The organism is Pseudomonas sp. GW822-FHT02G04, assembly GCF_058802085.1.
In genome coordinates, this window is the sequence record NZ_JBXANU010000005.1 from 1 (window position 1) to 22,461 (window position 22,461).

22 protein-coding genes are annotated in these 22,461 nt (G+C 60.4%); 13 read left to right on the forward strand and 9 right to left on the reverse strand.

Annotated elements, in window-relative coordinates; genetic code table 11:
- Positions 1–98 precede the first annotated feature (98 nt).
- The gene (locus AC1RO5_RS08550; RefSeq protein WP_493174482.1) at positions 99–416 is read right to left on the reverse strand and encodes an ElaB/YgaM/YqjD family protein; all 318 of its coding nucleotides are present in this window, start codon (positions 414–416) and stop codon (positions 99–101) included.
- 165 nt (positions 417–581) lie between these two features.
- On the opposite strand from AC1RO5_RS08550, the gene AC1RO5_RS08555 reads away from it, so the two are divergent.
- Positions 582–833 (forward strand): hypothetical protein, encoded by a 252-nt coding sequence (locus AC1RO5_RS08555; RefSeq protein ID WP_007937833.1) that lies wholly within the window; start codon positions 582–584, stop codon positions 831–833.
- A gap of 41 nt (positions 834–874) precedes the next feature.
- Here AC1RO5_RS08555 and AC1RO5_RS08560 read toward each other — a convergent pair whose 3' ends face one another.
- Complete coding sequence (locus tag AC1RO5_RS08560) at positions 875–1,783, reverse strand: LysR family transcriptional regulator (RefSeq protein ID WP_493174484.1); 909 nt, start codon at positions 1,781–1,783, stop codon at positions 875–877.
- An 85-nt stretch (positions 1,784–1,868) separates the two neighbouring features.
- Between AC1RO5_RS08560 and AC1RO5_RS08565 the strand changes: the two genes are divergently transcribed.
- Together AC1RO5_RS08565 and AC1RO5_RS08570 are read left to right on the forward strand one after the other, a co-directional pair.
- Positions 1,869–2,792, forward strand: a complete 924-nt coding sequence (locus AC1RO5_RS08565) for a carbon-nitrogen hydrolase family protein (RefSeq protein ID WP_493174486.1) — start codon at positions 1,869–1,871, stop codon at positions 2,790–2,792.
- Between the two features lie 192 nt (positions 2,793–2,984).
- On the forward strand, positions 2,985–4,547 hold the full coding sequence (locus AC1RO5_RS08570) for an alkaline phosphatase D family protein (RefSeq protein WP_493174488.1): 1,563 nt from the start codon (positions 2,985–2,987) through the stop codon (positions 4,545–4,547).
- A 7-nt stretch (positions 4,548–4,554) separates the two neighbouring features.
- Here AC1RO5_RS08570 and AC1RO5_RS08575 read toward each other — a convergent pair whose 3' ends face one another.
- From AC1RO5_RS08575 to AC1RO5_RS08585, 3 genes are all read right to left on the reverse strand, one after another.
- On the reverse strand, positions 4,555–5,028 hold the full coding sequence (locus AC1RO5_RS08575; protein WP_258668556.1) for an LEA/WHy family protein: 474 nt from the start codon (positions 5,026–5,028) through the stop codon (positions 4,555–4,557).
- 55 nt (positions 5,029–5,083) lie between these two features.
- Positions 5,084–6,559 carry a nucleobase:cation symporter-2 family protein gene (locus AC1RO5_RS08580; RefSeq protein ID WP_493174490.1) on the reverse strand — a complete coding sequence of 492 codons (1,476 nt, stop codon included), beginning with the start codon at positions 6,557–6,559 and terminating at the stop codon, positions 5,084–5,086.
- Positions 6,560–6,790: 231 nt separating this feature from the next.
- A complete protein-coding gene (locus tag AC1RO5_RS08585) occupies positions 6,791–7,693 on the reverse strand; it encodes a LysR family transcriptional regulator (RefSeq protein WP_493174492.1) in 903 nt (300 codons plus the stop codon).
- 101 nt (positions 7,694–7,794) lie between these two features.
- Between AC1RO5_RS08585 and AC1RO5_RS08590 the strand changes: the two genes are divergently transcribed.
- The 7 genes from AC1RO5_RS08590 to AC1RO5_RS08620 all read left to right on the forward strand — a co-directional run bounded on the left by AC1RO5_RS08590 (position 7,795) and on the right by AC1RO5_RS08620 (position 13,459).
- A complete protein-coding gene (locus AC1RO5_RS08590; protein WP_493174494.1) occupies positions 7,795–8,886 on the forward strand; it encodes a polyamine ABC transporter substrate-binding protein in 1,092 nt (363 codons plus the stop codon).
- 22 nt (positions 8,887–8,908) lie between these two features.
- Entirely contained in the window at positions 8,909–9,868 is a 960-nt protein-coding gene (gene speB / locus AC1RO5_RS08595) for an agmatinase (protein WP_493174496.1), read from the forward strand.
- Between the two features lie 106 nt (positions 9,869–9,974).
- Positions 9,975–10,691: a helix-turn-helix transcriptional regulator gene (locus AC1RO5_RS08600; protein ID WP_493174498.1), complete on the forward strand. Its 717-nt coding sequence runs from the start codon at positions 9,975–9,977 to the stop codon at positions 10,689–10,691.
- Between the two features lie 52 nt (positions 10,692–10,743).
- Entirely contained in the window at positions 10,744–11,085 is a 342-nt protein-coding gene (locus AC1RO5_RS08605) for a nuclear transport factor 2 family protein (RefSeq protein WP_493174500.1), read from the forward strand.
- Between the two features lie 44 nt (positions 11,086–11,129).
- Positions 11,130–12,248 (forward strand): cell division protein ZapE, encoded by a 1,119-nt coding sequence (zapE, locus tag AC1RO5_RS08610; RefSeq protein WP_493174768.1) that lies wholly within the window; start codon positions 11,130–11,132, stop codon positions 12,246–12,248.
- Positions 12,249–12,266: 18 nt separating this feature from the next.
- On the forward strand, positions 12,267–12,848 hold the full coding sequence (locus AC1RO5_RS08615) for a DinB family protein (RefSeq protein ID WP_493174503.1): 582 nt from the start codon (positions 12,267–12,269) through the stop codon (positions 12,846–12,848).
- A 119-nt stretch (positions 12,849–12,967) separates the two neighbouring features.
- Positions 12,968–13,459 carry a GNAT family N-acetyltransferase gene (locus tag AC1RO5_RS08620; protein ID WP_493174505.1) on the forward strand — a complete coding sequence of 164 codons (492 nt, stop codon included), beginning with the start codon at positions 12,968–12,970 and terminating at the stop codon, positions 13,457–13,459.
- Positions 13,460–13,655: 196 nt separating this feature from the next.
- On the opposite strand, the gene AC1RO5_RS08625 is transcribed toward AC1RO5_RS08620, so the two are convergent.
- Together AC1RO5_RS08625 and AC1RO5_RS08630 are read right to left on the reverse strand one after the other, a co-directional pair.
- The gene (locus AC1RO5_RS08625) at positions 13,656–15,401 is read right to left on the reverse strand and encodes a phosphoethanolamine transferase CptA (protein ID WP_493174507.1); all 1,746 of its coding nucleotides are present in this window, start codon (positions 15,399–15,401) and stop codon (positions 13,656–13,658) included.
- Positions 15,402–15,608: 207 nt separating this feature from the next.
- On the reverse strand, positions 15,609–15,791 hold the full coding sequence (locus AC1RO5_RS08630; RefSeq protein WP_476213779.1) for a DUF6026 family protein: 183 nt from the start codon (positions 15,789–15,791) through the stop codon (positions 15,609–15,611).
- A 272-nt stretch (positions 15,792–16,063) separates the two neighbouring features.
- Between AC1RO5_RS08630 and gnd the strand changes: the two genes are divergently transcribed.
- The 3 genes from gnd to AC1RO5_RS08645 are packed head-to-tail and all read left to right on the forward strand — an operon-like array spanning position 16,064 to position 19,385.
- The gene (gene gnd / locus AC1RO5_RS08635; protein ID WP_493174509.1) at positions 16,064–17,044 is read left to right on the forward strand and encodes a phosphogluconate dehydrogenase (NAD(+)-dependent, decarboxylating); all 981 of its coding nucleotides are present in this window, start codon (positions 16,064–16,066) and stop codon (positions 17,042–17,044) included.
- On the forward strand, positions 17,041–18,564 hold the full coding sequence (gene zwf / locus AC1RO5_RS08640) for a glucose-6-phosphate dehydrogenase (protein ID WP_493174511.1): 1,524 nt from the start codon (positions 17,041–17,043) through the stop codon (positions 18,562–18,564). Before gnd ends, zwf begins: the two co-directional genes overlap by 4 nt.
- On the forward strand, positions 18,561–19,385 hold the full coding sequence (locus AC1RO5_RS08645) for an HAD family hydrolase (RefSeq protein WP_493174513.1): 825 nt from the start codon (positions 18,561–18,563) through the stop codon (positions 19,383–19,385). Before zwf ends, AC1RO5_RS08645 begins: the two co-directional genes overlap by 4 nt.
- A gap of 97 nt (positions 19,386–19,482) precedes the next feature.
- Here AC1RO5_RS08645 and nhaB read toward each other — a convergent pair whose 3' ends face one another.
- Both nhaB and AC1RO5_RS08655 read right to left on the reverse strand, forming a co-directional pair.
- Positions 19,483–20,985 (reverse strand): sodium/proton antiporter NhaB, encoded by a 1,503-nt coding sequence (gene nhaB / locus AC1RO5_RS08650; protein ID WP_493174515.1) that lies wholly within the window; start codon positions 20,983–20,985, stop codon positions 19,483–19,485.
- Between the two features lie 67 nt (positions 20,986–21,052).
- Entirely contained in the window at positions 21,053–22,342 is a 1,290-nt protein-coding gene (locus tag AC1RO5_RS08655) for a hypothetical protein (protein WP_493174517.1), read from the reverse strand.
- Positions 22,343–22,461: the final 119 nt, after the last annotated feature.

The window sequence follows — 22,461 nt, forward strand, 5'->3', positions numbered from 1 at the left end:
CCCCCCCCCCCCCCCCCCCCCCCCCCCCCCCCCCCCCCCCCCCCCCCCCCCCCAACCCTGGCTCCTACAGGTTCAGTTACAGATACGATGTTTCTCGCTTAACGCCGGCCCAACAACAGACCAACCACCAGGCCGAAACCCGCAGAGATGGCCACGGTTTGCCATGGATGACCGCCGATGTAGGTTTCGGTGGCGTCGACCGCGGGTTTGGTCCGGTCACGAACGCTGGAGACTGAGCTTCGGGCCTGCTGGAGTTTCTGGGCGATTTGCCCACGAAGGGTGTCCGCTTCTTCTCCGACCAGTGAGGCACTGCTTTTCAGTAGTTTTTCCGACTCTTCGATCAGGGCCTGAAGCTCGCTGAAGACCTGATCCTTGATTTGATCCTCGGCGACTTGATCGGCGGTTTTGCGGGCCATTGGTGTACTCCTTACAGTGAATGGACAGTGAGCAATGGAGTCTGCGGCAATTGAGAAAGTTGCAGCTATTTTGCGCGGTGGCGTAACCCTGAAGCAAAATCCAGCGCAGGACATTTCTTCCTACAGTGTAAGATGTCGCCTATTTTACGCAGCAGGTAATTCCCCATGAGCTTCAATCTGGCCGACAAACCCCTTGCCGAGCGCGCGGCGCTTGAAGATGAAAAATCCCGTCTGTTCGAACTCTGGCAAAACAACCTGGGCAAAGCCAAGGGCGAAGCCGCACGGTTGTTCGGTGAGCGCGCCAAGCGCAAAGGCAAATGGGCGGAATGGGTACGCTCCGAACTCGACGGCATGTCGCCGCCGGAATTCGCGAACATGGTGCGCAGTGAAGTCAATCGCTTGATGGCTGCCAAGTAAACTGACCCTATTCTTCCCGCACGCATTCCCGTTCCCGCACGCTACGAGAAGATCGCGGCAATCGCTTCGCGCACTTTCAACACCACCGGATCGAGCTGCGTAGTGGTGCGCCAGCCCAGTTCGATCGGGTAACGCGGCAGCGCCAAAGGGCAGGGCAGCAACGCCAGTCCACTGAGCGCCGCAATGCTTTGCGCCGCATGGGCCGGAATGGTCGCCACCGCCTGACTGCCCTTGAGCAGATACGGCAACGCGGCAAAGTGGGTGGTCGACGCGCATACCCGCCGACTCAATCCCAGCGCCGCCAGACCTTCATCGGTAATCCCGATAAAACCGCCCGAAGACACCAGAATGTGCTCGCGGGCGACGAACTCATCAAGGCTGAGGATTTGTTGCCCCTCGGCCAGGCTGAGGGGATCCACCAGGCACAGATAACCCCCTTCACCCAGCACCTGACGGCTGAGCAGCCGCTCGGCAAACCCGCCTGCGGTGATCGCCAGATCGATACTGCGTTCCATCAAGGCCCGGGCGACGATCTGGCTGTGGGTCTGACGAAAGATCAGCCGCAGTTTCGGCGCACGGTGAGCGATCTCTTCGATCAAACGTCGCCCATAGGCGATTTCGAAATCATCCGACAAGCCCACCGTGACCGAGCGTCCGTCGTAATGATGGGCCGCCGGATCGACCATCGCCAGGCTCTGCCGGCATTTGTTCAGCGCATCGCTGACCACCGGTTTCAGCTGGTTGGCCTTGAGCGTCGGCGCAAGACCCCGGCCGGTTCGCACGAACAGCTGATCGCCATACACCTCGCGCAACCGGCGCAATGCCGCGCTGACCGCCGATTGCGTCACACCAAGACGCAGCGCGGCACGGCTGGCGCTGGACTCCTCATGCAGCGCTTCGAAGACTTTGAGCAAGTTGAGATCGACGGTGGCGATATTCATTTGGTTCATATCATTCAGCAGTGAATCGGGCTTTATTCATGATCCTGTGGCGCCGGAGAATGAGCAACACCTCATTACCGACGGAGCCACCGTAATGCTCAAGTCAATCGTTGCTGCCCTGCAAATCGGCGCCTTGCCCGGCGGCAAGGCCGATACCCTCGATCAAATCCTCTCTTGGGAAACCGCCATTATCGAATCCGGCGCGGCGCTGGTGGTCATGCCTGAGGCGTTGCTCGGTGGTTACCCCAAAGGCGAAAGCTTCGGCACGCAACTCGGCTATCGACTGCCGGAAGGTCGAGAAGCCTTTGCCCGGTATTTCGCCAACGCCATCGACGTACCCGGTGCCGAAACTGATGCCTTGGCCGGTTTGTCGGCCCGCACTGAGGCCAACCTGGTGATCGGTGTGATCGAACGCGCCGGCAGCACCTTGTACTGCACCGCGCTGTATTTCGACCCGCAGGCAGGGCTGGTTGCCAAGCACCGCAAACTGATGCCCACCGGCACCGAGCGACTGATCTGGGGCAAGGGCGATGGCTCGACCTTGCCGGTGATCGACAGCCAGGTCGGGCGGATCGGCGCGGTGGTGTGCTGGGAAAATATGATGCCGTTGCTGCGCACCGCGATGTACGCCAAAGGCGTGGAGGTTTGGTGCGCGCCGACCGTGGACGAGCGGGAAATGTGGCAGGTCAGCATGCGCCACATCGCCCATGAAGGACGCTGCTTTGTGGTCAGCGCCTGTCAGGTTCAGGACTCGCCGCAAGCCTTGGGCGTGGACATCGCCAACTGGCCAGCGGAGCGCCCGTTAATTGCCGGCGGCAGCGTGATTGTCGGGCCAATGGGCGACATTCTCGCCGGGCCACTGCGCGACGAGGCGGGATTGCTGACTGCGGAAATCGACACCGATGACCTGATCCGCGCCCGTTACGACTACGACGTGGTCGGCCACTATGCGCGCCCGGACGTGTTTGAGTTGACGGTGGATGAGCGAGCCAAACCGGGCGTGCGGTTCAACGCATAAACCTGTGGCGAGGGAGCTTGCTCGCGCTTGAGTGCGTAGCACTCACAAAAACTCGCAGTGGTTGTCAGATTTTTGGGGCCGCTACGCAGCCCAGCGCGAGCAAGCTCGCTCGCCACAAGGGTAGGCATGACTGATGAGTGCGCTTCGTCTAGTCTTCAGGTGTTCACACCCCTGTCAACGGATGGACTGCCCATGAGTTTGTTACTCGGCCCGATTCTGCAGTTTCGTGGCATCAACAATAACGTCTACAACGTATCTGCCCTGGTGGTTTCACCCTTGGGCGGGCCACCACCCACAGTAAAAGTACCCAAGGGCGTCACTGCCAGTACACCCTTGGCCATCGCCGATATCCCGCTGCTCAACCCTAATTTCCGGGTCTGGCGCATCGATTTCAAAGCGGCGCAGGATCAGGCCGTTGCCACCAGTTACACGGTTACCGTAGACGGTGCGCAGGCCAACTTCGTCGTTCCGGCCAAGGGCCAGTCGCCGCGCATTGCGTATGTGTCGTGCAACGGTTTCTCCGACCCTAAGGAAATGGAGAAGGTAGACCGGAACAACGAGCGTTGGGAGCACATGTGGGGCGCTCACCAGGGCGAGCCCTACCATCTGCTGTTGATGGGCGGCGATCAGGTTTACAGCGACGACATGCGCAGCAGTGTGCCGTCGATGAAAACATGGTTCGCCAAACCCTTCGCCGACCGTCAAAAGGCAGCCTACAGCAAGGTGATCGAAGCCGATCTGGACAAGTTTTTCACCAGGCTCTACCTGGAATGCTGGAAACAGCCCGAGATGGCCAAGGTGTTCGGCGCCATTCCGACGGTGATGATGTGGGATGACCATGACATCATCGATGGCTGGGGTTCCTACGATGAGATATTGCATTCAAGCCCAGTTTTCCAGGGGCTGTTCGCCACGGCCAAACGCTATTTCAGGATTTTCCAGCAGCAACTGATCCAGACCCATCCTCACCTCAAACCGTCTGCTGATACTCATCCGTGCGCGATTCCCGGCACCGCTGACGGCTTTCACCTGGGGTTCACCGGCCTGGGCGAATTGGCATTGCTGGTTCCCGATTTGCGCAGCGAACGTGCGCCGGACTTGACCACCCCGCAGGCCCAACAAACCCGGGTGATTTCCCCGGTCAGTTGGGATGCGATTTATGCCTGGCTGGACAAGGTCCCTGCGCACAAGCACCTGTTGCTGATGTCGAGTATTCCGGTGGGTTACCTCGATTTACAGGCCGCTGAAAAGGCGCTGGACCTGATGTCGGGGCAACAGGAGCTCGAGGACGATTTGCGCGACCACTGGCGAAGCCTGCCGCACCGCAGTGAACGCAAGCGGTTGATCATGCGGCTGCTGGATTTCGCCAAAGCCCGATCATGCAAGGTCACGCTGGTGTCTGGCGATGTTCATGTGGCCGGGGCCTGTGTGATCGAATCGAAGTTGCCCCGGCATGGCATCGATGGCGCAGGGAAAATCTACCAATTGATTTCCACCGGCGTCGTCCATCCTGCGCCGCCGGTGTTGGCGGTGCACTTTCTGGAGTCCATCGGTGGCAACCAGGAACAGATCGACTACGGCATCACCGGAACCATGTTGCCCGTCGGCGCAAGGGGCCGTTACCTGATCGCCGCTCGAAACTGGCTGGCGATAGAGCCGGATGAAGGCGGCAACGGCAAAACCCGACTGTGGGCCAACTGGCACGTAGAAGGGCTCAAGCATTGTGTGACGCAGGTGATCGACCCCGTTACCTAGCGGGGCGTTACCAGGTGCCGGAGGTCGAACCCGGCAGGCTGAGCTTGCCGCGATCGACAAAACGCATCGTGCCGAACGCGCCGCCCGCCAGTTTGCCCCGAAGCACGTACGGCAGATTGTCCAGTGTCTGCGTCTGACTCAACCCGAGGGTCTGACGCAGCACCGTGAACGCCGAAATGCTCACCGGCACCACTATGACTGCTTCGGAGAATCGCGGGATCGAGCCCGACTGGTCGCTAACACCGGAGGCGAGTGGTCGGCCATTAACCTCTAGATCCAGCGCCACGCCGTTGTAGGCGATCGCGGTTTCATTGGGGTTTTGCACGCGCAGTTTTACCGCGAAGCGCACTTCCAGTTCCTGGCTTTGCAGCGGCTCGATACCGACCACATTGATGTGCAGCGGGTCGCGACTGGGGAACAAGGCGCAGGCGCTCAGGGAGAGCAATAGAAGGGATAGGGACAGGGCTAGCAATCTGCGCATGAACATATTCTCGTAAAGAAAAAGGCCGAACCGCTCAAAGCTCGGCCTTTGAGCATTACGGACGGTTCAACTGTGCGACAACCACAGGCGACGCGGGTTCACCCTTGGCCGGAACATCCGGGTTCTGCATCACCTGAAGCACCGAGGCTTCCGGGTCGAACTCGTCTTCTTCCAGCTCGATGAACTCTTCGGGCAGGAAGATATTCAGCACGATAGCGCACAACGCACCGACAGTGATCGGCGATTCGAAGATGTTGTGCAGCGCCTTCGGCAGCTCGCGCAAGACTTCAGGCACCGCCGCGACACCCAGGCCCATACCGAGGGAAATCGCCACGATCAGCATGTTGCGCCGATGCAGGCCGGCCTCGGCGAGGATCTTGATCCCGGCCACCGCCACGGTGCCGAACATCACCAGTTCGGCGCCGCCGAGCACCGGTTTCGGCATCAATTGCAGCACCGCGCCGATCATCGGGAACAAGCCCAGCAGCACCAACAAACCGGCAATGAAAAACGCCACATAACGGCTGGCCACGCCAGTGAGCTGGATCACGCCGTTGTTCTGGGCGAAGGTCACCATCGGCATGCTGTTGAACACCGCCGCCATGGCCGAGTTGAGGCCGTCGGCCAGCAGGCCGGATTTGATCCGACGGATATACACCGGTCCTTTGACCGGCTGCCGGGAAATCATCGAGTTGGCCGTCAGGTCACCAGCGGCTTCCAGGGGCGACACCAGGAAAATCACCGCCACTGGCACAAACGCCACCCAATCGAAGGAGAAACCGTACTTGAATGGCACAGGCACGCTCATCAGCGGCACGGCCGGCAGACTGGCGAAATCGACCTGACCCATGAACCACGCGACCGCATAACCGAGGGCCAGGCCGATGACGATTGCTCCCAGGCGCAGGAACGGCACGTCCACCCGGTTCAACACCACGATGGTCCCCAGCACCAGTGCCGCCAGCGCCAAGTGGCTGGCCGCGCCGAGATCTGTCGCACCGAAACCGCCGGCGATGTCGGTCATGGCGACCTTGATCAGCGACAGGCCCATGAGGGTGATGATGGTGCCGGTCACCACCGGGGTGATCAGCATCCGCAGCTTGCCAATGAACTGGCTCAACACCACTTCGATGAACGCGGCGAAAAAGCACACGCCGAAAATCGTCGAAAGGATTTCATCGGTGCCACCGCCTCGCGCCTTGACCATGAACCCGGCGCTGAGGATCACGCTGATGAACGAGAAACTGGTGCCTTGCAGGCACAACAGGCCGGAGCCGACCGGACCGAACCGCCGCGCCTGCACAAACGTGCCCAGCCCCGAGACGAACAACGCCATGCTGATCAGATAAGGCACTTCACTTTGCAGGCCCAGGGCGCTGCCCATGATCAGCGTCGGGGTGATGATGCCGACGAAACTCGCCAGTACATGTTGCAGGGCGGCGAAGACCGTGGCGGTCAGGTGAGGGCGGTCGTCGAGGCCGTAAATCAGATCGTTGTGGCGTGGGGAAGCGTTTTTTTCAGCTGCGGTCATGGTCAGGTGCGTGCCAGAAGGCGGGCCGGTCGGAAAAGGGTGCGCAGGATGCCAGCCGTGGGCATCGAGGGCAACGCTAAACGGTACAGGGGGCATACACAAAACCTGTGGCGAGGGAGCTTGCTCCCGTTCGGCTGCGCAGCAGTCGCAAACCCGGTATATGCGGTTTGACTGGCCGATTTTGGGGCCGCTTCGCAGCCCAGCGGGAGCAAGCTCCCTCGCCACAGGAGATCAAACGGGCGCCGCGAACGCCGCAAGCAGATCCTCTTCAAAGGCCTTTTGCGCATCCCCCGGCACCTGAGCGCGATGGCGGGCCAGGTGGAACGCCACTTCGAAACTCATATCACCCTGGCGCACGGCACGCAGCAACCCTTTTTCTTCCCAGCTACGGGCGAAGTGGTTGGGCAAGTAACCCACGTGCTTGCCGGACAGAATGAAGGCGAGGGTGCCTTCGACCTGCTCGGACCGCGCCGAACACATTTTCCCCTGAAACGGCTCATCGCTGCGCAGGAAGCGGTAGGGGTGATCGACCCGGTCGCAGGCCTGAAGCGCTTGATCGTCAGGGGCGTCATCGGTGAACAGCGGATGCCCGGAGGCGCAGTACAGGTGCTGGGTTTCGGTGAACAGTTCGCGGTAGTCAAAAGCACTTTGCGCCTGTGAGAAATAGCCAATCGCCAAGTCCAGTCGTTGTTGCAGCAACAGCCGCTCCATTTCGCCGGGCATGGCGCTGATCAACTCGATGCGCACCGATTCGTCCCGTTCGCGAAAGCGTCGGATCGCCTCGGCCACCCGTTGCAGCACCGACTGATCAAGTGCTTCGGACAAACCCAGGCGCACTTCGCCAATCAAGCGTCCGGCCACGCCGTTGGATTGATGGCGGAACGCTTCGATTGATTCGAACAAGGCGCGGGTGGCAAGGAGCAACTGTTCGCCCTTGGGCGTGATCTTGAACCCGCCCTTGCCGCGACTGCACAGGCGATAACCGAGCCGGGTTTCGAGCTTGGCCATCTGCTGGCTGATGCTCGACTGGCTCAGCCCCAGGTCACCCTGGGCTGCGCTGAAGCCTCCGCATTCCACCACGCTGACAAACAGGCGCAGCAGGTGCAGGTCCAGATCATGCAGTTGACCGAGCATCAAACATTACTCCGCAATAAAGTCAGGATAACTAACTTGGTATTTTTCCAATGTAACTGACGACGCATCCTGCAACCACTTCCTCCGGTCAGGTGTTCGTCATGGCTCCGCTCTTCAAGCTGTGTTTACCCGCGCTGTTCCTCGCCATGGCCGTGCCGGCCCAGGCTGAGGAAAAAGTCCTCAATCTCTACAGTTGGGCCGATTACGTGGCGCCCGAGACCTTGCAGCGCTTCGAAAAGGAAACCGGCATTCACGTTCGCTACGATACGTTTGATACGCCGGAAGTGCTGGAAACCAAGCTGCTCACCGGCGGCAGCGGTTACGACGTGGTGGTGCCGTCGTCCAGTGTCCTGGCGCGCGGCCTGGCGGCGGGAGCGCTGAAGGAAATTCCTCACGATGGTCTCAAGGGTTATGCCAACCTCGACCCGGACATGCTGGAAAAACTGGCGGTGGTCGACCCCGGCAATCGCTATGGCGTGCCTTACACCTGGGGTACGCTCGGGCTTGGGATGAATGTCGAGGCGGTAAAACAACGTTTGCCCAACGTCCGGCTCAACAGCCTGGACCTGCTGTTCAAGCCCGAATACGCCAGCAAGCTCAAAGACTGCGGCATCGCGATTCTCGATTCGCCGCAAGAGGTGATTGGCCTGGCGCTGCATTACTTGGGTAAAGATCCCTACAGCACCGACAAGGCTGATCTGACAGCCGCCGACGCCCTGTTGCGTCAGCTACAGCCGTCGGTGCTGTACGTCGCCACCGGGCGGCAGATCAACGATCTGGCCAATGGCAGCGTTTGCCTGGCGCTGACCTACAACGGTGACGCGAGCATGGCCGCCGATCAGGCGCGCAAGGCCAATAAACCGTTCGAGGTGGCGTACCGCATTCCGCGCGAAGGCACGCTGGTGTGGCAGGACAACCTGGCGATTCCCAAGGACGCGCCGCACCCCGAGGCCGCCCGAGCCTTCATCGAGTTCATGTTGCGCCCCGAATCCGTTGCGGCGCTGACCAATACGCTGTTCTTCGCCACGGCCAATCAGGCGGCGACGCCGTTGGTGGATGAAGCGGTGCGCAGCGATCCCGACATCTACCCGCAGAGCGAGGTGCGTGAGCGGCTGTACGCCGACCGCAGCATGAGCCTCAAGGACATGCGTCAGCGCACCCGTCTGTGGACCACTTTCCGTAGCCGCCAATAAGCCAACAATAAGGAACACACCCATGGATGTCCCTGCACAGAACGATCAGGCCATGACCCGCGACAGTCTTTACGGGACTGCCGCCGAAAGCACCTACGCCGGTATCACCAGTTTCATGCGCCGTCGTTACAGTCGCGATTTGCGTGGCGTCGACGTAGTGGTCAGCGGCGTGCCGTTCGACACCGCCACCAGCAACCGCCCCGGTGCGCGTTTCGGACCGCGCGGCATTCGGGCGGCGTCCACGGGCATTGCCTGGGAGCGCCATTGGCCGTGGACGTTCGACCCGTTCGATCACTTGGCGGTCATCGACTACGGCGATTGCGCTTTCGATTACGGCACGCCGCAATCAGTGCCGGAAAGCATCGAAGCCCACGCCGGGCACATCCTCAGCAGCGGTTGCGCAATGCTGACCTTCGGCGGCGATCACTTCATCAGTTATCCGCTGCTCAAGGCCCACGCCCGCCAGCATGGCGCGTTGTCATTGATTCACTTCGACGCCCACAGCGACACCTGGCCGGATGAAGAGGGTAAGCGCGTCGATCACGGCACGATGTTCTGGCATGCGGCCAGGGAAGGGCTGGTGGATCCGTCGCGTTCGGTGCAAATCGGCTTGCGCACCACCAATGACGATCATCAGGGCTTTCAGGTGCTGGATGCGCGGCAGGTGCATCGGCAAGGGTGCGAGGCGATCGTCGAGGCGATTCGTGCGCGGGTCGGCGATCACCCGGTGTATTTGACCTTCGACATCGACTGCCTCGACCCGGCCTTCGCGCCGGGCACCGGAACGCCGGTGTGCGGCGGCTTGAGCACGGTGCAGGCGCTGGAGATCCTCGGCGGTTTGCGCGGGATCAACCTGGTGGGAATGGACGTGGTGGAAGTGGCACCGGCCTACGACCACGCGGACATTACCTCACTGGCCGCGGCAACCTTGGCCATGGAAATGCTGTGTTTGTATGCGGCCAGGCATAAGGTCGATCGGTAACAAGCGAAAATGTGGGAGCGGGCTGCGTCAGACTTATCGCTACTGCCACTTTCTGACAGCAGCCTCTGCTAAGCTCCGGCGACTTCCAGAAAGGAGCCTGCCGACCGTGTCGCGAACCACTCGTTTACTGACCTTGTTGCAAGTGCTGCGGGGCAAAAGACGTCCGGTGACTGCCGCGACATTGGCCAGCGAGCTGGAGATTTCCGAACGCACGCTGTATCGCGACATCGCTGAACTCACCGCGCTCGGCGCGCCGATTTTTGGCGAGGCGGGGATCGGCTATGTGTTGCGCAGCGGTCTGTTTCTGCCGCCCTTGATGCTCAATGCCGATGAAACCGAAGCCATCGTGCTCGGTTTGCGCTACGTGGATCAGCGTGGCGATGAGGTCTTGAGCAAAGCCGCGGCCGATGCCCTGGCAAAAATCGCCGCGGTGCTCGACCCGACGGCCCAGGACGCCTTGCGTAACCCGACGGTGCTGCCGGGCCCGCCGGGATATGGCTATCCGCAAAATGCCGTGCCATTGAATGTGTTTCGCCAGGCCATCCGCGATCAGGCCAAGCTGCACATCGATTATGCGGACGCCAACCAGGTGCCCAGCCAACGGTTGATCTGGCCACTGGCCCTGGGGTTTCTCAATGAAGTGCGGATCATCGTCGCCTGGTGTGAGTTACGCAGTGCCTATCGCACGTTCCGCACCGACCGGATCTCGGCAGCCGGTGAACAGGGGGAGCGCTACCCGGGGCGGCGCAGCGACCTGTTGCGCACCTGGCGCAAGCAGATGCAACTTGACGAAGCAGGGCGTTTCACTCCTGACAAGAACTGACACTGGCTTGTTTTAGCATGGCTCCAGAATCAACTCACAAGGAGCCGTAAACATGTCCAGTCCAGCCTCTTCACTGGCCCCTGCCATCGCCGCCTACATTGCTGCCGCCAATGCTCGCGACACCTCGAGGGTCGCCAGTTTTTTCGCTGAGGATGCCAACGTATTCGAGGAAGGGCAGCATCAGGTCGGTACGCAAGCCATCGCCCAATGGATGCAAGACACCGCGCAACGTTATCAGCCGCGGGTCGAGGTCCTTGACGTTCAGCAGCGCACCGGCAAAGTGCTGGTACACAACCTGATCTCCGGCACCTTTCCCGGCAGCCCGCTGGAACTGCGCTACATGTTCCGCCTTAATGAACAGGGCAAGATCGCCCGGCTGGACATCTCGCTATAACCCGGCGCTCCCACATGAATCGCGCTTTGCCTATACTGCCGCGCATGAATGTCGACTCTCCCTTAAGCGCCTGGCAACACGCCATCGAACAGAAGGGCTTCGTCCAGGACGAAGCCCAGGAACATGCCGTGTGGGCGCTGCAAAAATGCCACGAAGCCTTGCATGAAGGCCGCGCGCCCATCACCGGCGTGTACCTCTGGGGCCCGGTCGGGCGGGGCAAGACCTGGTTGATGGATCAGTTCTATCAAAACCTGCGCGTCCCGGCACGGCGGCAGCACTTTCACCACTTCATGGGCTGGGTGCACCAGCGCTCCTTCCAATTGACCGGCACCGCCGACCCGCTGAAGGCCCTGGCCCGCGAGCTGAGCCAGGAAGTGCGGGTGTTGTGTTTCGATGAGCTGTTCGTCAACGACATCGGTGACGCGATCATACTCGGGCGCTTGTTTCAGGTGATGTTCGAGCAGGGCGTGGTGGTGGTCTGCACCTCCAACCAGCCGCCGGATCAGCTGTACGCCGATGGCTTCAACCGCGACCGCTTCGTGCCGGCGATTACCGCGATCAAGCAACACATGCAGGTGATTGCGGTGGATGGTGGGGAAGATCATCGGCTGCACCCCGGCGCCGGTCTGCAGCGTTACTGGGTTAACGTTCCGGGTCAGCCCGCTGCCCTCGGCGACGTGTTCAAGGCCTTGACCGTCGGCCAGTCGCCGTCCAGCGCTCCGGTGCAGATCGGCTACCGTTCGGTCAATGTCATGCAGGCCAGTCGAACTGTGCTCTGGTGTCGTTACGCCGAGGTCTGCGAGCAACCTTTTGCCGCCATGGACTTCATGGCCCTGTGCGACACCTTCAGCGCTATTCTGTTGAGTGACGTGCCCAATCTCAGCGCGCAAAAACGCGAAGGGCGCATCGCCCGCGGCACTGAAGACGGTGTCGAGCGGGTGGCGGCGGGGGATCGAGAGTTGCCGCAGTTATCGGTGCATGACGACGGTGTGCGGCGGTTCATTGCTCTGGTGGACGAATGCTACGACCGCAAGGTGCCGCTGTACCTCGAAGCGCAGGTGCCGATGGAGGCGTTGTACACCGAGGGCTATCTGGAGTTCCCGTTTCGCCGCACCCTCAGCCGTTTGCAGGAGATGCAGCTAAAACGTTTTGCCGAGGCTTGATGTTCGGGAGAAGTGAACATGAATCAGCCCTTGTCCCACCATTTGCTGACCATGGCCTATCAAAATGCCTGGGCCAATCACCGACTGGCCAAGGCCTGGATGCAACTGAGCCCGGCTGAGCTGTCGGCGCCGCGAGTCAGTTTCTTCCCCAGCCTGCGCGCGACCCTCAACCACATTCTGACGTGCGACTGGTTCTATGTGGATGCCCTGGAGCGGGAGTTGCGCGGTGACGAGCCGCATCCCGATTGCTATGTGTTTTTCAACGAGGACGAGCCGTTCACCGACGCTGCCGATCTCAAGCGCGAGCAAGCCCTGGTCGACCGTCGACTGATCGCCTACTGCGAGCAATTGCGTGACACAGAGCTCGGGCGAATCGTGACCATTGCGCGCGATACCCCGCAACACGACAGCCGATTACGCCTGCTGTCCCATCTGTTCGAGCACCAGATTCACCATCGCGGGCAGGTTCACGCGATGCTCAGCGGCACTTCGGTCAAGCCGCCGCAACTGGACGAGTTCTTCTGTGCCGGTGAGGCGAGGTTGAGGGCCGAGGACTTTGCCGAGCTGGGATGGACCGAGGCACTGATCTGGGGCGCTTGAGAGTGCGAAATTACAACGGAATCCGGTTGTCGGTACCCCGGCGCTCGCGATAAGGTCGCAGGGCCTTTCAGTGCGCAAGAAGCGAACTGGGGCAACTTCATGTGTGATCGAGGGTGGAAATGGAATCCGCAGGAATTCTTGTGCTTCAGGCCAGTTACAGCAACCCGACACATGCCGAGGCGATTTGTCTTGTATTGAACCACTACGCCGAAGACCCGATGGGTGGCGGTCAGTCGTTGCCCACCCATGTGTTGCAACAACTGCCGGGGGAACTGGCCAAGCGCCCCCATGCTTTCAGTGTCTTGGCGTTTGTTGGTGGCGAGCCGGCGGGGCTGGTCAATTGCTTCGAAGGCTTTTCGACCTTTGCCTGTCGGCCATTGGTCAACGTGCACGATGTGGTCGTGGTGTCGAAGTTTCGCGGGTTGGGGCTGAGCCAGAAGATGCTGCAAAAAGTCGAGGACATCGCACGCCAGCGCGGCTGCTGCAAAATCACCCTGGAAGTACTGGAAGGCAATCCAGTGGCCCAGGCGTCGTATGGCAAATTCGGTTTTTCACCCGGCATGTTCGACCCGGCGCACGGCCGGATGCTGTTCTGGATCAAAGCGCTATAAGTCCGCACTCTTTGTGGGAGCGGGTTTGTTGTGGAGAGGGGCTTCTGTGGCGAGGGAGCTTGCTCCCGTTGGGTCGCGCAGCGACCCCGGCATTTCAAAGTTAAACCGCATGTAAAGGGTTTACGACTGCTTCGCAGCCGAGCGGGAGCAAGCTCCCTCGCCACACAGGCTCGCTCTCACAGGTTGCGCATCAAAACTACTGCTTAACGACCGTCGGAGTGACAGGCGCGACCTTGGGCTTCATCAAACTGAAGTCGATCAACGGCCGCTGCTCACGCTCGTAAGGGTTGCCGATCATCAATGGCCGAGGCTTGAAGCTGTCGCTGACCAGGCTTTTGCTGCGGTCCAGTTCATCGAAACTCAGGCCGGCCAGATCCGCCCAGGTGTGAATCAGCTGGGAACTGCTGTACGGCCGACCCAGATCAGCAGCAAAGCTCCAGTCATGGCTTTCGCGCCATTTCGGCGAGGCCCAGGCCATGAATGGAATGGTGTACATCGGCGCGGTCGGTTTGTTCTCGTTGCGGCCCAGGGTGTTGTGGCCAGCGGAGTCGAACACGTCTTCGCCGTGGTCGGAGAGGTACAGCAGGAAGCCGTTCGGATCGGTCTTGGCGTAGTCCTTGATCAGGCTCGAGACCACGAAGTCGTTGTACAGCACCGCGTTGTCATAGCTGTTGTACGTCGGCACCTGATCGTCACGTACACCGTCCGGCACGCCTTTGCGGTCGGTGAACTTGTTGAACGTCGGCGGGTAACGGTACTGGTAGCTCATGTGCGTGCCGAGCAAATGCACGACGATCAGCTTGCGTGGCGCCGCATCGGCCAGCGCCTTGCTGAACGGCTCGATCACATCGCCATCGTACTGGGCGGCGTTCTGGTTGCGGTTGTTGTTCAGGTACACCTGCTCGTCGGCCTGTTCGGAGAAGGTCGTGAGCATGGTGTTGCGCTTGGTCATGGTCTGCTGGTTGGTGATCCAGAAGGTTTTGTAACCCGCCTGTTTCATCATGCTGACCAATGACGGCGTCGTCAGGTAGAGGTCCGGGTTCTCTTCGTCGGCGAACGTCAGCACCTGCTGCAATGCTTCGATTGTGTAGGGGCGTGGGGTAATGACGTTATCGAAAACCGCCAGTTGGTCCTTGAGCTTGTCCAGTTCCGGAGTGGTTTCCCGCGGGTAGCCGTACAGGCTCATGCGCTGACGGTTGGTGGACTCGCCGATCACCAGCACCAGGGTCGCCGGCTGATTGGCCATCGAATCGGTGAAGTTTTTCAGCGGCGGGATCTTGCTGGCGCTGTCGAGCATGTCTTGCATGCCGGCCAGGGTACCGAGGTAACGGTGATAGGCCACGGCCATCTGCCACGGCACTGCGGGCTCGATGCGGGTTTCGAATTTCTCGAAGCCTTCTGCCAGGCTGCCGGTGTGCGCGGTCTGCTTGATCAGCGGGTAACCGATCACGGCCAGCACAATCGCCGTCGCGGCAATCAGCGCCTGGGCGCGTGGCAGGTGCACCGGGCGCACACGGGTCCAAAGGAAATACGCGAACGCGGTGTGGGCGAGGAACGCCAGCAGCATCCACCAGGCAAAATACTGCGTCATGTACTCGCCGGCTTCAGACACGTTCGATTCGAACATGATGAAGATGACGCTCTGGGAGAATTCTTGTTGATAGATGAAGAAATAACCCAGGCTGGCCATCGAACAGGCCCACAGCACCACGCCGATCAGCGCGGACATCACACGGGTTTGTTTGGGGAATAACAGCATCGGCGCGAGCCAGACGGCGCTCATCACAAAGGCCTGGCGGAACCCGCTAAAACCAGAGGTGCCCGTCAGTTGAATCAGTAGTTGGGTGATGCCGGAAAAATACCAGAAGAACAGAAATAGCCAGAGAAATCCTGCCCAGTCGAAACCATTCGCAGACGTTTTGCTGCGTTTAAACAAAGCCATTCAACACTCCAGCCTGATGATCGGCCGTCGGCACTCTCCTTGTCACAGACGAACGGATGCCGCTCGCAAAGCAAGCAGCCACAAAGGGCCGGAGTATCGCCAAGCAAGTGTGAAAACTTTGTGAGTTGTCGCAGCGGACAGGATTGCAGCGAGAAGGAAACAGCGGCGGCTGATCCCTTCTCTCAAACGAAGGAGCAGGCGAGGAGATCAGGCGTGAGGAGCACGTTGGGTGACGGGCAAGGGCTGAGCCTGATTGCCTTGGGCCAGCAGGCGCAATTGCGCAACTTCCCGTTTCAACTGATCGCGCTCGTCTTTCAACTGGCGCAGTTCATCGCGACGGATCGTGACGTAAAGGGTTTGTGCTGGCAGTGCTGTGTGTACGGTGCCCATTGCTCACCTCGCAAATGGCGGTATCAACTGTAAGTCGGCTCCCGAGACCGGGTGCTCACTTACTATCGGCGCCAATTTTGATTTCTTTTGCCCCTGAAGGGAACTTTTTTATTTTTCATGGTCGTTGTGTCTTCGGCACGATTCCCGACGTTATCAGTCTGGATCGGGCACAATGCCCGGAAACTTCATCCCGCCGCTCTGGACTAACCTTCACTAGTCGCGTTGGGCTATAACCTTAGACACACTTTATTTGTAGTAGGGAGCATCAGTACATGCAACTCGGGATTATTGGACTGGGCCGCATGGGCGGTAATATTGCGCGGCGCCTGATGCTCAACGGGCACACCACCGTTGTTTACGACCGCAATACCGCCTTTGTCGACACCCTGGCCGAAGAAGGCGCCACCGGTGTTGCCGACTTGCCGGCGCTGGTCGCTGGCCTGGCCAAGCCACGCGCGGTGTGGGTCATGCTGCCCGCCGGCGCACCGACCGAAGACACCATCGACACCCTGAGCACCTTGCTTGAAGCGGGCGATACCATCATCGATGGCGGCAACACCTTCTATAAGGACGATATCCGCCGGGCCAAAACCTTGTCGGAAAAAGGCCTGCATTACATCGACGTCGGCACCTCCGGCGGCGTCTGGGGCCTGGAACGTGGCTACTGCATGATGATCGGCGGCGATGCCGAGACGGTTAAGCGTCTTGACCCGTTGTTCGAGTCCCTGGCCCCGGGCCTGGGCGACATCCCGCGCACCAAGGATCGCAAGTCCGATGACGATCGCGCCGAGCGCGGTTACATCCACGCAGGCCCCGCCGGCGCCGGCCACTTCGTCAAAATGATCCACAACGGCATCGAATACGGAATGATGCAGGCCTTCGCCGAAGGCTTCGACATCCTCAAGACCAAAGCCAGCACCAACCTGCCGGAAGATCAGCGTTTCGACCTGAACGTGGCCGACATCGCCGAAGTCTGGCGTCGTGGCAGCGTGGTTTCGTCCTGGTTGCTCGACCTGACGGCCGATGCCCTGGCCAGCGACCCGAAACTTGAGGGTTACTCCGGATCGGTGGCTGACAGCGGTGAAGGTCGCTGGACCATCGAGGCTGCCATGGAGCAATCGGTGCCCGTACCGGTGCTGTCGAACTCGCTGTTCTCCCGCTACCGTTCGCGCGGGCAAGGCACCTTTGGCGACAAGATTCTCTCGGCTCAGCGCTTCGGCTTCGGCGGCCATGTGGAGACCCCGAAAAAATGACCCATGTGATCCGCAGGAAATCCAAGGCAGAACCCGCGCCGCCCACCACGCTGTTTCTGTTCGGCGCCCATGGTGATCTGGTCAAGCGTCTGCTGATGCCGGCGCTGTACAACCTGAGTCGCGACGGTTTGCTGGGGAATGGACTGCGGATCATCGGCGTTGATCACAACGCCATCAGTGATGAAGCGTTCGCCAAGAAACTCGAAGATTTCATTCGGGCAGAAGTGGCGGCCAAGGTCGGCAAGGGCGATCACGCCCTTGATCCGGCGTTGTGGGCCAACCTGGCCAAACACATCAGCTACGTCCAGGGCGACTTCCTGGACGAACGCACCTATCAAGCGTTGGCGGAGAAAATCACCGCCAGCGGCACCGGCAACGCCGTCTTCTACCTGGCCACCGCACCGCGCTTTTTCAGCGAAGTGGTGCGGCGTCTCGGCGCTGCCGGATTGTTGCAAGAAACCCCCGAAGCGTTCAGAAGGGTGGTGATCGAAAAGCCTTTCGGCTCGGATCTGTACACCGCCGAAGCCTTGAACGCGTGTTTGCTCAAAGTGATGACGGAAAAGCAGATCTACCGGATCGATCACTATCTGGGCAAGGAAACCGTGCAGAACATTCTGGTCAGCCGTTTCTCCAACAGTCTGTTCGAAGCCTTCTGGAACAACCATTACATCGACCACGTACAAATCACCGCCGCCGAAACCGTCGGCGTGGAAACCCGTGGCAGTTTTTATGAGGTCACCGGCGCCCTGCGGGATATGGTGCCCAATCACCTGTTCCAATTGTTGGCGATGGTGGCCATGGAACCACCGGCCGCGTTTGGCGCCGATGCGGTACGCGGCGAGAAGGCCAAAGTCATCGGCGCGATTCGCCCTTGGTCGACCGAGGAAGCGCGAGCCAACTCGGTGCGCGGCCAATACACTGCCGGCGAGATCGATGGCAATCCGCTGCCCGGTTATCGTCAGGAAACCAACGTCGCGCCCGACAGCACCACCGAAACTTATGTCGCGCTCAAAGTGATGATCGACAACTGGCGCTGGGTCGGCGTGCCGTTCTACCTGCGTACCGGCAAGCGCATGAGCGTGCGCGACACCGAGATCGTCATTTGCTTCAAGCCGGCGCCGTATGCGCAGTTCCGCGACACCGAGGTCGAAGAATTGCAGCCGACCTACCTGCGAATCCAGATCCAGCCCAACGAGGGCATGTGGTTCGACCTGCTGGCCAAACGGCCGGGGCCGGCGTTGAACATGGCCAATATCGAGCTGGGCTTTGCCTACAAGGATTTCTTTGAAATGCAGCCGTCCACTGGCTATGAAACCTTGATCTACGATTGCCTGACCGGCGATCAGACGCTGTTCCAGCGTGCCGACAACATCGAGAACGGCTGGCGCGCTGTGCAACCGTTCCTCGACGCCTGGCAGCAGGACGCAACCGTGGAGAGCTATGCGGCCGGCGAAGACGGACCCAAGACCGCTGACGATCTGCTGACCCGCGATGGTCGCGTCTGGCACGGCCTCGGATGAGTGACGTCACGCGACAACCCATCCGTTTTCTGCTCAGTGACATGGACGGCACGTTGTTGCTGCCCGATCACAGCCTCAGCCAGCGCACGATCGAGGCGGTCCGCGCCTTGCGCGACGCCGGCGTGCTGTTCAGCCTGGCCACCGGGCGTCCGCCTAAAGCGATGTTGCAGCAGATCGAAGCCCTGGGCGTTGTTTTGCCGACGGCGGCGTTCAATGGCGGCACGATCGTCAACCCGGACGGCAGTTTGCTGGTTGCGCATTATTTGCCGGCAACCACAGCGCTGACGGCGTTGACGCTGTTTGCCGATCGGCCGGACATTGAAATCTGGGTGTTCAGCGGTGGCGACTGGCTGTTAAAGGACTCGAACGGCCCGATGGTCCCGCGAGAGCAGCACGGCCTGGGTTATCCGCCGGTGGTGGTCGAGAGTTTTGAGCCTTACCTGGCACGCATCGACAAGATCGTCGCTGCCAGCAACAACACCGAACTGTTGATCGAGCTGGAAGCGCGGTTGCTGGCCAAGGTCGAAGGCCAGGCGCAGGTGTCGCGTTCGCAGCCGGTCTATCTGGACGTGACCGCGATGCAGGCTAACAAGGGCGCGGCACTGGCGACACTGGCCGGGTTTCTCGGGGTGTCGCTGGAACAGACCGCCGCCATGGGCGACGGCGGCAATGACCCGGCGATGTTTCATCGTGCCGGGTTGTCGATCGCCATGGGGCAAGCGGAAGAGGCGGTGAAGCGTCAGGCCGACGTGGTGACCGGGGCCAATACCGAAGACGGCGCGGCCGAGGCGATCGAGCGATACATCCTGAGTTCAGTCTGAACCGCGTTATCGTTCTTCGCGGGCAAGCCTCGCTCCTACAGGCTTTACACATCCCGTAGGAGCGAGGCTTGCCCGCGAAAGCGTCAGACCTGCCACCTCAAAGCCAGTAGCTTACCGCGTACCAGCCAAGAACCCCCATCACTACGGTGTAAGGCAGCGCCATCCACACCATCCGCCCGTACGACAGACGAATCAGCGGTGCAATCGCCGAGGTCAGCAAGAACAGGAACGCCGCCTGGCCATTAGGCGTCGCCACGCTCGGCAGATTCGTTCCGGTATTGATCGCAATCGCCAGGGTTTCAAAATGCTCGCGGCTCATGTGGCCGGAGATGAATGCCTGTTTCACTTCGGTGATGTAAATGGTCGCCACGAACACGTTGTCGCTGATGGCCGACAGCAAGCCATTGGCAATAAACAGCATGCCCGGCTGTTGATCCGCAGGCAGCGTTAACACCCACTGGATCAGCGGCGCGAACAGTTGCTGATCGTGAATCACCGCCACCACTGCAAAAAACACCACCAGCAACGAGGTGAACGGCATGGCGTCCTTGAAGGCGGTGCCGAGGCGGTGTTCGTCGGTGATGCCGGTGAACGCGGTGATCAGCACGATCACCATCAAGCCGATCAGGCCGACTTCGGCGATGTGAAACGCCAGCCCGGCAATCAGAATCAGCGCCGCCGTCCCTTGAACCAGCAACGCGGCGCGCTGACGCGAAGTGCGCTCGGCGTTGTCTTCAGCGGCGTAGTTGGCCAGCACCGTACGCACGTTGTCCGGCAGCAGCGTGCCATAACCGAACCAGCGCAGTTTCTCCAGCAGTACGCAGGTCACCAGGCCCGCTGCCAGCACCGGCAACGACACCGGGGCGATCTTCAGAAAAAACTCGGCGAAGTGCCAGCCCATCTCATGGCCGATCAGCAGGTTTTGCGGCTCGCCGACCAGCGTGCAAACACCGCCCAACGCCGTGCCGACCGCGCCGTGCATCAGCAGGCTGCGCAGGAAGGCGCGGAACTGTTCGAGGTCGGCATGGTGCAATGTCGGCAACTGCCGGTCATCGCTGAACTCACTGTCCTGACGCGGATCGTTGCCCGAGGCGACGCGGTGATACACCGAATAAAACCCCACGGCCGCGCTGATGATTACTGCGGTCACGGTCAATGCATCGAGAAACGCCGAGAGAAACGCTGACAGGAAACAGAACATCAACGCCAGCAACGCCTTGGAGCGAACCCCCAGTAGCAGGCGCGAGAACAGAAACAGCAGCAGGTCTTTCATGAAGTAGATGCCCGCCACCATGAACATCAGCAGCAGGATCACCGGGAAGTTGTGCACCAGTTCGTCATAGAGCGCCTGGGGCGTGGTCATTTTCAGCAGCAGCGCTTCGATCAACAGCAACCCGCCGGGCATCAGCGGGTAACACTTGAGTGCCATGGCCAGGGTGAAGATGAACTCCAGCACCAACAACCAGCCGGCTGCCACCGGGCCGATCGTCCATAACACCAGGGCGTTGAGAATCAGGAATCCAATGATGCTTGCTTTGTACCAGCGGGGTGAATGCCCAAGAAAATTGTGTGCGAAGGCCTGGGCCATTGAGCCGGACATCGGCTACTCCTTGTATAAAGAAGCGCGCAACTTGCCGTAAGCGGAAGGGAAGATCAAGTGCAGGAAACTAGGGTTGATAACGGGCGACGACAGCTCGGTAGTTGCCATCCAGTGAATAGCCGCCGACGACGATGCAGCCGTCGGCCTGCACGGCCAATGAAGTGGCGGTGTCCGGGCCTCGACTCAGACGTGTGCGGACCCAGCCCATGCCATTGGCGAAGCTGCGATCCAGCGCCCCATTGGGTAAGTACCGAGCGAGAATGAAATCGCCTTCGAGTCCGCCGCCCGTCGCTCCGACCGTCAGCACACAGTCGTCCGGTTGTATCTGGGCGGCGGTCCACTGGCAGCCGCTGTGGCTGATTTCCAACAGTTGTGGCTGGCCGCCATTGCAATGCGTATCAGGCCGACCATTGCTGTGAACGTTCAGGGCGAGGCAGTGCGTCGGGTCGCGACTGCTGCCAAAACAATGCAAATCACCATTTTCGTGCTGGACGATCTGGCAGACCTGGGCACTCTGACCCCAGACCTTGAAGGCCATGAACCCATCCACGGCGAAGCCGTCATCCAGCTGGCCATCGGTGTGATAACGCGCCAGCAAACCTTCCTCGGGGAAGTTGATCGATCCGCCCACCAGGATTCGGCCGTCATATTGCACCATCAAACTGTTAAGCCAGGTGTTCATCAATAAGTGCCGGACCATGACAAAACCACGTCCGTTGAAAGTGCTGTCCAGCGAGCCGTCGGCATTGAGCCGAATCAGCATGCCGACGTGATCGGCCCGTTCAAAGTGATGATTGGCCAGCAGCAGAATTCGACCGTCGTCCTGCACGCAGATATCACAGGCCTCGGTACCCGGCACACCGGGTGGTAACCAGGCGTCGCGAGCGCCTTGGGAAAGATTCCCGGGCAGGCGCACCACGCAGCGGCCATGTTCACCAAAACCCTGGATCGGGCAACCTCGTTGATCAAACATCGCCAGGGCGGGCAGCGTACGGTGAGCATTTTCGTAGTGCAGGCCGGCCACCAGAATGCGCCCGTCGGCCAGCACCCGTATCGTGCCCGCCATGGCCTCGTAGCCATGGGCGAATTGCCCGATGATGCTGCCTTGTTTGCCGAAGGCCAAATCCGCCGAACCGTCCACCAGCAGGCGGGCCAGGCCAAAGCGGCTGCCACCTGGTGTGCCGACCTTGGCGGCCACCAGTATCCGGCCGGTGTGGTCAATCGCAACACCATTGACCCTGCTGGAGGTACTGCCGGCGAAATACACTTGAGTCTTGCCGCTGCCGGCGAAATGGCTATCGAGTTGCCCGGCGTCTTTCACCGTTGCCGATATGGCAAAAGCAGTCTGGAGTGACATGCGCGCATCTCCTTGCCAGTCGTCCTTGTCCGGGTGCCCGGAGGTTGACTGTCTGAGCAGAACATTCAATCCCTGAATACGATGATGTGCAACTGCCATTACGCTCAGGAGGAGGGGCA